The following is a 13,251-nucleotide window of genomic DNA, read 5'->3' as shown; positions in this document are numbered from 1 at the left end:
CTAATTCTCCACCACAAAATACTTTTCTACCAAGTAAGGCGCCGTCCTTGTTCCAGCTATAGAAACCTCTTCCTTTATACAAGCTCCTTTATCCGTTATAGTGTTTACGACGATTGCATCCCTTTTTACCTTGGTCATTTGAAATAAGATCGAATTCTTTATCACAGCCCCCGGCTCAATTTCAACACCTCTAAAGATTATCGAATTTTCCACATATCCCTCTATTTTACAACCGTTAGCAATGAGAGAATTTGTTATCTTCGCATTTTCTCCGTAGAAGGTAGAAGGCTCGTCCTTAGATTTTGTAAGCACCACTCCATTGTCATAGAATAGTTCATTGTAGATCTTTTGGTCCAAAAGTTTCATATTGGCATCATAAAAACTCTTTAAATCCCTTATCAGTTCGGCACTTGTCTCCTCTTTATAAATACCGACTTTTAAACTCTTTAGATTGTTGGAAATGGCCTGTAAAACCGTTTTGGCATCGGCATTTTCCACAGCTTTTTTTACCATTTTGATAAAGACGTCCTTCTTCATAAAGCCTGCCCTAATAAGCATTGGAAAGCTCTCTTCAGTTCCTAAATTGGTTCCAATCTTGATTACATTTCCCGATTCGTCAAAAATCAATTTCTTTTCACCAATAAACTTTCCTAAACTATCCTCTTGTTCCACATAAAAAAGCATTACATCCAAGTCTTCTTGAACCATTTTTTCATAGGAAGTGGTCAAGTCCTCTTTATCTATCACCATAGGATCCACAAAGTACACATATTCTTCCCTAGAGTCTTCAAAGAACTTCAAAGTCTCAAAAAACATACTTATTTCATTGCTTCTCCCAGTAACTGTACTTTTGACTTCTGGAAAGATAACTAGACCATTTCTTCTCCTATTTAGTTCCCAGGACTTACCATTTCCAATATGGTCTAGTGTTGAACGCAAATTGCTTCCACCGTATAAAACCACATTGGATAAATCATTATTTGCTAAATTTGAAAGAGTGAAGTCTATAAGTCGATATCTTCCTCCAAAGGGCAACATATATGCAGGTCTAGTCTTACAAAGAGTACCAAATTTATCCGTTACCTTTCCTCCGATTATTACACCTATACAATCTTGCATAACTTGCCTCCTATTCCACCGAAACCCCATCAGAGGACACCAAGTAGATGTTTTCATCCTTTGGTTCTCCAATTTTAGTTCCTTCTTCAATTACTATATCTTCATTTATAACAGCATTGTAAATCTTTGAATTCTTCTTTATCTTTACATTGGAAAGGATAACTGAATTTTCCACCTTCGCACCCTCTTCTACAGTGACCTTGGAAAATAGTACGGAATTACAAATTTCCCCTTCGATTACACAGGCCTCGTTAACCAAGGACCTTCTAACAATCCCCTTATGGGATACATAATGTGGAGGTAATTCTCTAGACTTTGTGAACACCCTAACGTCCTTGTCGTAAAGGTTTAACATGTCGTCTTCCTTCAGCAAATCCAAGTTTGCCTCCCAGTAACTTCGTACCGTTCCCACATCCTTCCAATATCCATCAAATTTCCACGCATACACAGGATTATTATCGTCAATGATATGGGGTATGATGTTTTTTCCAAAGTCGTGACTTGAACTTTTATCCCTATTGTCTTTTAGTAGATAGTCCCGGAGCACAGGCCAATCGAACATATAAATTCCCATAGATGCCAAATTATTTTTAGGATTTTCTGGTTTTTCTTCAAATTCTACAATCTTATTATCCTCATCTGTATTTAGAATACCAAATCTTGATGCTTCCTCCCAGGGAACTTCCATTACCGCAATGGTACACACAGAACCCTTCTCGTTGTGGTACTTAAGTAATTCATTATAGTCCATCTTGTAGATATGATCCGCAGAAAGAATAAGCACATATTCAGGAGATAGATTTTCTAAATACTTCATGTTTTCAAAAATCGCATTGGCAGTTCCCTCATACCACTTACCTCCCTCCTCTGTATAGTAGGGAGAAAGTATTCTAAGTCCACCATTATTTCTATCAAAGTCCCAAGGCGCTCCATTACCTAAGTGAGCATTTAAAGAAAATGGCTTATACTGGGTTAAAACACCAATATCTCTAATGTCGGAATTAGTCGCATTGCTTAGTGCAAAGTCGATAATCCTGTACTTTCCTCCAAAGGGTACTGCAGGTTTTGCAATATTCTTCGTCAAATCCTTTAACCTAGAGCCCTGTCCACCAGCCAATAACATGGCTACAACTCTTTTTCTCGCCCTCATAATCTCCTCCTATTTTTTCTTCTTTATAAACATTCCAGACAAAGGTGGTATATCCACTCTTAAGGAGTAGTCTCTGCCATGAAAACTTTCCTTTTTTGTCTTATTCGGTTTATTTCTTGAAAGGTTTCCACCATATTTCTTCATATAACTATTTAAAATAACCTTATAGTTCCCCTCTTCCCTTACGCCAATTGGATAATCATTTCTAGGAACAGAAGTGAAGTTATAAACACATATGATAGATTCCTCTTTAGAATATCTTTCAAATATAAAAACCGATTCATCCCTATTGTCCACTTCAATCCATTCGAATCCATCATAGGAATCATCAATCTTCCACAAAGCCTCTTCCTTTCTGTAGAGATCGTTTAAATCCTTGAAAAACCTCTTATACTTTTGGTGTTTTTCAAAATCCAATACAGACCAGGTTACAGACTCCCATTCATTCCATTCGTCGAACTGAGCGATCTCATTGCCCATAAAATTAAGCTTTTTACCTGGATGACCATACATAAACATTATAAGTAGTTTAAGTCCTAAAAATTTTTCCTTATAGCCACCTGGCATTTTATTTATCATTGACCCCTTCATATGGACCACTTCATCGTGGCTAAAGGGCAATATGAAATTTTCATTAAAGGCATACATAAGACTAAAGGTTACTAAGTTGTGATTATCCTTTCTATAGATGGGATCCAAGGTAGAATATCTTAAAATATCATTCATCCAACCCATATTCCATTTATAATCAAATCCCAGACCACCATGTTCTATACTTCCTGTAACCCTTGGCCAAGCAGATGAGTCCTCTGCAATCATCATTGCATCTGGATAGTTTTTTGAAACGATATCATTTAGTTCCCTTAAGAATAATAGACCACTTCTATCTACATTTTCACTTTCTGGATTGCCAAGCTCCCCTTCTATACTGTAATGTAGTATATACGAAACCGCATCCACTCTAATCCCGTCAATATGATAGTAATCCATCCAGTAGAGCACAGAGGAAATCAAAAAATTTCTAACTTCACTCTTACTAAAGTCAAAATTAATCGTACCCCATTGAGGATTTACAGATAGGTTAGAGTCTGGGTGTTCAAAGGTTGGACTTCCATCAAAGGTCCTTAGTGCAAAGTCATCAGGACAAAAGTGGCCTGGCACCCAGTCCAAAATAACCCCAATATCCTTTTTGTGAAAACTATCAACTAAGTACATAAAATCTTTAGGAGTTCCAAAGCGGGAAGTTGGTGCAAAGTACCCGGAAATTTGATAGCCCCAAGACCCATCATAGGGATGTTCCATTATAGGCATAAGTTCCACATGGGTAAACTTCATGGACTTTACATAATTTACCAACTCGTCGGCCATCTCCCTATAGGAATAAAAATCTCCATTTTCTTTCTTTTTCCAAGAACTTAAGTTTACTTCATAGATGGACATAGGCTTTGGTTGATTTTTTTCCTTTTTCCTTTTCCCCATCCATCTACCATCCCTCCAGTCATAGCCTTTTAGGTCATAATACTTAGAGGCAGTCTTTGGTCTAAGCTCACTATGAAAAGCAAAGGGGTCTGCCTTGTATTTTATTTCACCATTTTCTCCTACAATCCTATATTTATAGGCATCATAAACTTCGACTCTTCTTAAAGTGATATTCCAAAGGCCTGTTTCACCAATGGGCTTTAGTGGCAAATCCAAATCATTCCAGTCGTTAAAGTCTCCAACCAGATTTACATACCTAGCCCTAGGCGCCCAAACCACAAATCTCACATAGTTCTTATTATCTATTTTTATTTCATGGGAACCTAAAAACTCATAGGCCCTAAGATTCTTACCCTCGTTAAATAAATAAGCATCTTCTTCAAGGTTTTTCTCATATAAAAATTCTATAGAATCAGCCAATTTTAAACCCTCCCTTGACTTTAAAGAAAAGTATACTTTTAATCTATTATACCCATATCTGTTAATTCGAAATTATCAAGAATAAAATTTTCATAATCAAACAATAAAAGACCAGGTTCTTCAATTAATAGTTAGATTAATATAAAACTTAAGAAATCCATTTGGATATGTAATAGAATTATAATACCCTTTTCTTAAATCTGGAAAAAATCACTTAAAATATATGTAAAGAATAGAACACCATTCGCTTTTTTAAGGTTCATTTGGATATTATTAAAAAATCAAGAACCTTAACCACATTAGGACATTTGGTAGGTTCTTGATAAAATTTGCTATTCTACTATATTATTCTTCAGTAATTAAAGCTTATCTTCCAAAGGATAAAGTATAGCTACTTGGCATCTGTAGAATTTTGTTTTAATTTCTTAGATTCATTTTCTGACGAGATATCATTGTAGATACTCATAATCTCATTTCTTATATTGTAGATTTTTCTTCTCATCTCAGAATATTGGTCATTAGATATATCCTTTAAGTCCTCTTTAAAATCCCTGTTTTTAATGTTTTTGAGATTTTTAATAAGATTGTCCACTTCCGATTCAATCTCAAAGGATTTTTCAACATTTTCATATGCCATGTCCACAGTCGTTTCTCCCGGCTGTAGTTCAAACTCCTCACCAAGGTTTGGAATCGTACATTGTAGTCCTAGTTTCTCCTCCAATTCATTCTTGAAGATATTTTGAACTTCTCCCTCACCATGGACTATAAACACCTTTGGACTATTTTTAAAGTTTTTCATCCAGTCAAATAACATATCCTTGTCCGCATGGCCAGAAAATCCATCTAAGTCGTAAATCTCCGCGTTGACTTTGATTTCTTCTCCTAGGATCTTCACTTCTTTTAATCCGTCAAGTAAAAGTCTTCCAAGGGAGCCCTCTGCCTGATAACCTACAAACACCACTGCATTTCTCTCATCCCAAAGATTGTGTTTTAAATGATGTCTAATCCTACCGGCCGTAGCCATTCCCGAAGAGGATATTATAACCCTTGGGAACCTAACCTTATTCAAACCAATGGACTCTTCAACAGAAGACACATAACGAAGATTTTCAAATTCAAACACATTATCTCCACTTCTTATTAAGTCCTTAGTCTTGTCGTTAAAGAAGAAAGAATTTTTTAAAAACGCTTCCGTTGCCCTTACACCAAGGGGTGAATCCACATATATAGGAACCCTATTGTGATAGGCTATGTCCTTATTATAATCATAATAGCTATTTAAATCGTAAATCAATTCCTGGGTTCTTCCCACTGCAAAGGAAGGTATGATCACAGAACCACCCCTGGCAGAAACCTTGTCTATAATCTCTACCAGTCTTTGAACGGAATACTCATATTTTGGATGCACCTTATCCCCATAAGTGGACTCCACTATTACATAGTCCGCCTTTTCAATAAACTCAGGATTTTTTAAAATAGGTTTATTTGGCATTCCCAAATCTCCTGAAAAGGCAAGCTTTGTTGTCTTTTCATCCTCTTTTATCCAAATTTCCAAAACCGATGAACCAAGAATATGCCCTGCATCAGAAAATCTAACAGAAACATTGTCGTTTATCTTCATGATGTCATTATAATAACATCCTTGAAAATTCTTCATTACATTTTTTGCATCATTTACATTATATAGCGGAGTAAGTAATTTTCGACCTGCCCTTTGCCTCTTTTTATTAGCCCACTCTACATCTGACTCCTGAATCTTAGCACTGTCCTGTAACATTATGTCACATAGGTCAACCGTAGGCTTTGTAGCAAAAATAGGGTTGTTAAATCCTCTTTTATAAAGTAGAGGAATCCTTCCACTATGGTCGATATGGGCATGGGTTAAAATCATAAAGTCGATTTCAGTAGGATTGAAGGCAAAGTCTTCCTTGTTCAGTTCCTCCAATTCCTTCTTTCCTTGAAACATTCCACAATCCACTAGAAACTTCTCATTCTTGGTTTCAATTAAGTAATTTGAGCCGGTAACTTCCCTTGCCGCTCCTAAAAATTTAATTTTCATAATATCCCCTCCAGATTATATCTAATACATACCCAAAACATAGAAGCTGATATGCAAATATAGGTAGAGTTTAAATTATAGTAAACCCAATTTGAATAAATAAAAAAACTTAGCTACCAAGTCAGATGCAAATAAATACCTACTATAGAGCTAAGTTTTTAAATCATATCTTCATATTAGAGACGAGTTAAACTGCCTCTTCAAATTGACTATTGTATAGATTGTAGTAGAAGCCCTTCTTTGAAATAAGTTCATCATGGGTTCCACTTTCTATAATGTCCCCTTCGTCTAAAACTAAAATCCTATCAGCATTGACAATGGTGGATATCCTATGGGCGATTACAAAGGATGTCTTACCCTTCATAAGCTTGTCCATTGCCCGTTGTATCACAAGTTCCGTCCTAGTATCTACAGAACTTGTAGCTTCATCCAGTATCAACATAGGTGCATCCTTTGCCATGGCTCTAGCTATGGTAATAAGCTGTCTTTGTCCCTGGGATATGGACACCTTAGTATTTAAAACCGTATCATACCCGTCTGAAAGAGCTTGGATAAAATGGTGCAGTCCAATGGATTTTGCTATTTCTATGACTTCATCTTTGCTCTTCCCCGAATTGTAAGCAATATTTTCATAGACCGTACCTTCAAAAATCCAAGTGTCCTGTAGTACCATACAAAATAATTCTGCCACATTTTTTCTAGTCAAATCATCTATATCGACACCATCTATTCGTATTCTTCCCTTATCGATATTGTAAAATTTCATCAATAGATTGACCAAAGTGGTCTTACCTGCTCCCGTAGGACCTACTATGGCAACCTTTTGGCCACCTTTTACATCTACGGAAAAATCATTTATAATACATTTTCCTGGGTTGTATCCAAAGGAAACATGTTCAAATTCCACTTCTCCCCGTACCTCTTTAGGGTTTAGAATAGATTCTTTATCGGATTCGTCTTCCAATTCTTCCTCTCTTAAAAACTCATAGACCCTTTCCCCAGCTGCAGCTGCACCTTGCATTGTGGTAGCTATTTGGGCTAGGTTTGTAAGGGGATGTGTAAATTGTCTAATATACATCATAAAGGAGACGATTATCCCAAAGGATATTACATTTCTACTTACTAGCATGGCTCCAATTATTGCAATTGCAACGTATCCAAAGTTTCCTATAAAGTTCATTACAGGATGCATAAATCTGGATAAAAACTCCGCCTTCCATGCAGAATTAAAGAGCCTTTCATTTATATTGTTAAACTTATCTGTAACTTCATTTTTTGCATTGTAAGTCTTCACTAGAGGATGGGCTTTAAACGCCTCTTCAATGTAACCGTTCAGCTCCCCCAATGTAGATTGCTGTTCAAAGAAGTACTTTTGTGAAAGTCCCATAATGATAAACATTATGACAAATCCTATTAAGGTAGAACCGACAGCCGCCCCTGTCAATATTAAATTTGTCGTAATCATCATATATAAAGAACCCACCAGGGAGGTTATAGAGCCAATAAAAGAACTCATTCCCATATATAGGGTTTGGGAAATTAAATCCACATCATTGGTGACCCTACTTAAAATATCCCCAGTACTGTTATTATCAAAAAACCTTAAGGGAATCCTATTTATCTTCTGGGAGATATCATTTCTAAGGTCCATGGACAGTTTTTGCACTACTGTAACTATAATATACTCTTGAGCATATAGTAGAACCGCCCCAATTAGAAGTAAAATTATCATATTCAAAGCCACAGACTGAATATAGCCATAGTCTATGGTTCCAGTAATAGCATTTTTTATCTCATTTGCTATATCTCCTAACCTTTTAGGAGTCATTAAAAATAGCAAGTTAGCTATAAAAGAAAGGATTAAAGCTATGATAGTCGCTCCTTTATAGTCTTTAAATTCTTTAAGGAGCATCTTCCAAGCCTTTAAAAAGTTTTTAGGCTTGTCTTTGTGTTTTTTTCCTCCAGCTCTTCTACCTCGCATTCTCTAACCCCCTTTCATCTTCTATTGAAAGTTGAGTACTTGCAATTTCCTTATAGAGTGGACAGGATTTCATCAGTGATTCATGGGTTCCACAACCTCTAACTTCCCCTTCTTCTAAGACTAGGATTTTATCAGCATTCATAATGGAACCTATCCGTTGACTGATTACAATCTTAGTGTTGTCCTTGGCATAGTCATCAAGGGCATTTCTCAAAGCTTTGTCAGTCTGTAGATCCAGTGCAGAAAAGGAGTCATCAAAAATCATAATTTTTCCATTTTTTACTAAACCCCTTGCTATGGACAACCTCTGCTTTTGTCCACCGGAGAAATTAGTTCCACCTTGAGATACACTAGCCATCAATCCATTTTTATCCTCATCTATAAAGTCCAGAGCTTGGGACACCTCCAAGGCCTTCAACAATTCTTCGTTGGTATTGGAATTTTCTTGACCAAAACCCAAGTTGGTCTTAACCGTTCCGGAAAGAAGAAGCGCCTTTTGGGAGATAAAGGAAATATAATCATATAGACTTTCAAGCTTGTACTTCTTTATATCTATATCATTTACTCTTATCACGCCCTGATTTGGATCATAGAGGCGTAGTATAAGCCTTGCGATTGTAGATTTACCAGAACCCGTCGGACCAATTATCCCCAGGGTTTGCCCTGGATCTATAGTAAAGGATACATTTTTTAACACCGGTTCTCTACTCTCATAGTAAGAAAAACTCACATTATCAAATTCAACCTTACCGATCTCAGTTTTAGCTTCGGTCACATTTCCTTCCACTATGGAACTTTCAGTTTCTAAAAGTTCCCTAATCCTCTGTACTGACACCATTACCCTAGGCATCATTATGAATATAAAAGAAAGCATCATAAAGGATACTATCACCTGCATAGCATAGGAGCTAAATACTACCATGTCACTAAAGATTTCAAGCCTTTCTGGCCTTGCAGCTCCAAGGATAATAGAAGCTCCCGTCCAATATATGGCAAGACTTATGATATTTACCATGGAACGCATCACAGGATTTAAAATTTCCATAGCCCTTCCTGTAAACATCTGATTGTTCATAAGGTCCCTATTGGCCTTATCAAATTTACTCTCTTGAAAACTTTGACCGTTAAAGGCCCTTACTTCTCTTATACCTTCCAGTCCTTCCCTTGTAACCCTATTGATTTTATCGATTAACTTTTGAACCTTTTTAAACTTAGGTATGGATAGTCTTGAAATTACCACAACTACCAAAACTATGGTTAGTACACCACCAAAGGTCAAAGCGGTCCAAACACCGTTTTTACCCATAATCTTCCAAAGTGCCATCACAGCCATTACAGGCGCTCTAACCATTAGCTGAGTCCCCATAATAAGCAGATTCTGCACTTGAATTACATCATTTGTAGACCTTGTAATCAAACTATCGGTGGAAAAGTAATTAACTTCCCTTTCAGATAGACTGTTTACCTTCTCAAATACAGCCCTACGAATTCTTTGGGAAAAACCTGCCCCAACTCGAGATACTAGATAGCCACAAACAAAGGCAAATATCAACACTAAAAAAGCACATAGCAACATGTAAAAGCCAATATGTGCAATCTGTGAAAAGCCTCCACGACTTTGGAGTATTTCAGTAATATCTTCCATAAAATCCGGGATTCGAAGCTCTAAATAGACCCTTACGAAAATTAGAATTATATTTATAGAAATAAAAAGCCAGTCAACTGGCCGTAAAAATTTAACAAGTCTCTTCAATACCTCACCCCTCAATCATTATATAGTTAAACTTATACCCAAACTTTACAGGATTCTACCATCATCAGAATAGATATGGTATCTTTCACCCCTTGTAAAGCCACATAGGGTGATGTTATATTTTCTAGCCATCTCCACTCCAAGACTTGTAGGAGCCGACTTGGATATAAAGATTGGGACGTTCATCTTTGAAAGCTTGTTGATGATTTCAAAGGGGATTCGTCCAGAAAAGACCATTATCTTATCCTCTAAGCTAATATCATTTAAAATACAGTAACCCATCAATTTGTCTACAGTGTTATGCCTTCCTATGTCCTCCATAAAGACCAATAGCCTTTGCCCGTCGGAAATGGCAGCATTATGAACACCTCCGGTCCTTGAAAAGAGATTGGCCCTATCTTGTAGTTCTTTCATCAAGATTGGAACTTGTTTCTTTGCCAAAGTCAAGTCCGACTTTACAACCCTATATTTTCTTTCTTCCTCTCTAAGTAAAATGTTTAATTCCACCTCAATCAGACCCTTGGTATACTTTATGGTTTTAATATCTTCCTTTTTATCCAGAAGATTTCTCATCCACATATTTCCAATTACCAACTCCTCTATGTTAAAGGGGGAGCTTGTAAGATTGAAAGTCTTCTTTCCATTGACTATTACCTTCGTATTAACTTCCTCCACTACATTTTCTATTCCCCTACTACAATTTCCATCATTATAGGTTAAAACTTCATATTTTAACGTCCTATCTTCCATTTTGCACCTCTTTCGCAATTTTTAAAAACTCTCTTTGAGCCTTAGTGATATATTTATTCTTTGGATAGTAAAAACAGATATCCCTATCATTTTCATAGTCATCTAATTTATAATAGTAGATATTTTTATTCTCTCCAACATTGCTAATTAGATAATCTGAAATAAAGGAAATGCCAATTCCATAGGCAGTTAAATTGTAGGCGGTTATCTGCTGTTCCAGCTCCAAGATTACTTTAGGTTTAAAGCCCTCGTTTAAAAACTTTTTATCACTTCTGGTCCTGGTGTCATTTCCCTCTTTTAACAGAATAAATTTTTCCTCTTTAAATACACTTAAAGGAAGATATGGAATTTCACTTTCTTTAAACCTTTCAGAGTAGATATCATAATAGCTTAAACGATATTTTTCTAAATCCTGATTACATAAAAAACTTCTAGGTACAGCCAATAAGATACTGTCCTTGCTTTGAAATTGTCTATAATAGCCTTCCTCGTCATATGGATAGTTGTCTATTGCAATATCGATTCTTCCTTCAATAAGATAATTTCTTAAAGAGGAGGATTTGGCTTCTATAATGTCGATATTGATATTGGGATATTTCTCCATAAACTTTGAAAGGATTGGAGGTAACATATAGGATGTGTATTGATGAGTACCTCCAACAGAGATATTTCCCGCCTTTAAATCCTCCACATCATTTACATATTGTGTAAAATGCTGTTCTAATGTAAGGATTTTTTCTATGGTTTTAATATACTTTAGTCCAATATCCGTGATTCCAATGGGCTTTGTAGACCTATCAAAAATCTCATATCCTATCTCCTCTTCCAGCCTCTTTATAGTTCCACTTAGTGAAGGCTGAGAAATATAGAGATTTTTTGCCGCCTTTGAAAAGCTCCTCTCTTTGTAAACTTCATATACATATCTGTTTGCATTGAACATTATAACCCTCCACCTATACTTTCATACCGATATTTGTATTTTATTCTATAGTAATCTAATCATATAATATAATCAAGGGGAAGAAATTTAATACCTTTGTAAAATGTAAAATTTTAAAGCATATAGAAAGAGCCTTCGAGGAGGAAGAAATGGAAGATTATAGAATAGAATTTGACTCCGTAGGACAATTGGAGATACCAAAGGACGCCTATTACGGGGTACAATCACTTAGGGGAAAAAACAATTTCAACATCACTGGAAGAAAGATGCACCCTTTGATTATCCAGTCCCTAGCAGAAGTTAAAAAGGCCTGTGCCATAACAAATATAAAGACTGGAGCTTTAAAGGAAGAAGTGGGCAATGCCATAATTGAAGCCTGTGACGATATAATCGATGGAAAATTCCATGACCAGTTTATAGTAGATCCTATTCAAGGCGGTGCTGGAACTTCTGCAAATATGAACGCAAATGAAGTCATTGCCAATATAGCTTTGGAAAAGTTGGGCAATATCAAGGGAAATTATGTAATCGTTCATCCCAATGATCATGTAAACCTAAGCCAATCTACCAATGACGTATTCCCAACTGCAGGTAAAATAACCATTATTAAACTTTTGAAACTTTTAGAAGTTGAATTAAATGAACTATACAAGGACCTTATGGTCAAGGCAATCGAATTTAAAGATGTAATCAAAATGGGAAGAACCCAATTGGAAGATGCAGTTCCTACAACCCTTGGCAAGGAATTTCAAGCCTATGCCTGTGGAATAAAAAGAGATATTAAAAGACTAAAGTATTCCATCGAAGAAATGGAATCTGTAAATATGGGAGCAACTGCCATAGGTACAGGAATAAACGCATCTAAGGCCTATATCGACAATATCGTTATAGAGCTTGACAGGGTATGCGACTTAAATCTAAGGGCTAGCGAAGACTTGGTGGATGGAACGCAAAACCTAGACTGTTACACCATAGTATCTGGAAATCTTAAGGCTTTGGCAGTCAACCTATCAAAGATGGCAAATGACTTAAGACTTATGAACTCTGGGCCAAGAACTGGTCTTAGCGAGATATTTTTACCAGCTAAACAAAATGGATCTTCCATTATGCCTGGTAAGATTAACCCGGTTATTCCAGAAGTTGTAAATCAAATTTCCTTTAATGTAATTGGAAATGATATGACCATTGCTATGGCTTGTGAAGGCGGTCAATTGGAACTTAACGCCTTTGAACCAGTTATCTTCTACAATCTTATAGAATCCATTGAAACTTTAACCAATGGTATCAACACCTTTAGAATAAACGCAATTAAAGACTTAAAGGCAAATGAAGAAAACTGTAGAAGACATGTAAATAACTCCATAGGCTTAATAACTGCAGCAAATCCATATATTGGATATGAAAAATCTGCAACTATAGCAAAAGAAGCCTTAAAGACTGGAGTTACAGTAAGAAGTCTATTGGAACATCAAAAATTATTAGATGAAGATAAATTAGACGACATATTGGATCCATTCCATATGTTGGAACCTAAATAAGATATTTCGAAATTTAATCATATAATATTCTGCAAGAGCCCTTATCCCTCCTCTCCATGATA

General features: G+C 36.1%; 9 protein-coding genes. 1 reads left to right on the top strand and 8 read right to left on the bottom strand.

Annotated features, from left to right (window positions below; genetic code table 11):
- The 8 genes from glgD to Q1K37_RS04635 form a co-directional block, all read right to left on the bottom strand.
- On the bottom strand, nucleotides 1-1,119 hold the full coding sequence (gene glgD, locus Q1K37_RS04670) for a glucose-1-phosphate adenylyltransferase subunit GlgD (protein WP_300409905.1): 1,119 nt from the start codon (nucleotides 1,117-1,119) through the stop codon (nucleotides 1-3).
- 10 nt (nucleotides 1,120-1,129) lie between these two features.
- Nucleotides 1,130-2,269 carry a glucose-1-phosphate adenylyltransferase gene (locus tag Q1K37_RS04665; protein WP_300409903.1) on the bottom strand — a complete coding sequence of 380 codons (1,140 nt, stop codon included), beginning with the start codon at nucleotides 2,267-2,269 and terminating at the stop codon, nucleotides 1,130-1,132.
- Nucleotides 2,270-2,278: 9 nt separating this feature from the next.
- Complete coding sequence (gene glgB / locus Q1K37_RS04660; protein WP_300409901.1) at nucleotides 2,279-4,168, bottom strand: 1,4-alpha-glucan branching protein GlgB; 1,890 nt, start codon at nucleotides 4,166-4,168, stop codon at nucleotides 2,279-2,281.
- 391 nt (nucleotides 4,169-4,559) lie between these two features.
- On the bottom strand, nucleotides 4,560-6,227 hold the full coding sequence (locus Q1K37_RS04655; RefSeq protein ID WP_300409898.1) for an MBL fold metallo-hydrolase: 1,668 nt from the start codon (nucleotides 6,225-6,227) through the stop codon (nucleotides 4,560-4,562).
- A gap of 187 nt (nucleotides 6,228-6,414) precedes the next feature.
- Nucleotides 6,415-8,208: an ABC transporter ATP-binding protein gene (locus tag Q1K37_RS04650; RefSeq protein ID WP_300409895.1), complete on the bottom strand. Its 1,794-nt coding sequence runs from the start codon at nucleotides 8,206-8,208 to the stop codon at nucleotides 6,415-6,417.
- Nucleotides 8,198-9,961 (bottom strand): ABC transporter ATP-binding protein, encoded by a 1,764-nt coding sequence (locus Q1K37_RS04645; protein WP_300409892.1) that lies wholly within the window; start codon nucleotides 9,959-9,961, stop codon nucleotides 8,198-8,200. The genes Q1K37_RS04650 and Q1K37_RS04645 overlap by 11 nt, the downstream gene beginning before the upstream one ends.
- Before the next feature lie 45 nt (nucleotides 9,962-10,006).
- Nucleotides 10,007-10,711, bottom strand: coding sequence for a formate dehydrogenase accessory sulfurtransferase FdhD (gene fdhD / locus Q1K37_RS04640; RefSeq protein ID WP_300409889.1), 705 nt, complete (start codon nucleotides 10,709-10,711; stop codon nucleotides 10,007-10,009).
- Nucleotides 10,701-11,651, bottom strand: a complete 951-nt coding sequence (locus Q1K37_RS04635) for a LysR family transcriptional regulator (RefSeq protein WP_300409886.1) — start codon at nucleotides 11,649-11,651, stop codon at nucleotides 10,701-10,703. Before Q1K37_RS04635 ends, fdhD begins: the two co-directional genes overlap by 11 nt.
- 149 nt (nucleotides 11,652-11,800) lie before the next feature.
- On the opposite strand from Q1K37_RS04635, the gene Q1K37_RS04630 reads away from it, so the two are divergent.
- Nucleotides 11,801-13,189 (top strand): aspartate ammonia-lyase, encoded by a 1,389-nt coding sequence (locus tag Q1K37_RS04630; protein WP_300409884.1) that lies wholly within the window; start codon nucleotides 11,801-11,803, stop codon nucleotides 13,187-13,189.
- Nucleotides 13,190-13,251: the final 62 nt, after the last annotated feature.

Origin of the sequence: Lagierella sp. (genome assembly GCF_029983815.1) — a bacterium.
Classification (GTDB): Bacteria; Bacillota; Clostridia; order Tissierellales; family Peptoniphilaceae; genus Mediannikoviicoccus.
This window is presented reverse-complemented; position numbering and strand designations above follow the sequence as displayed.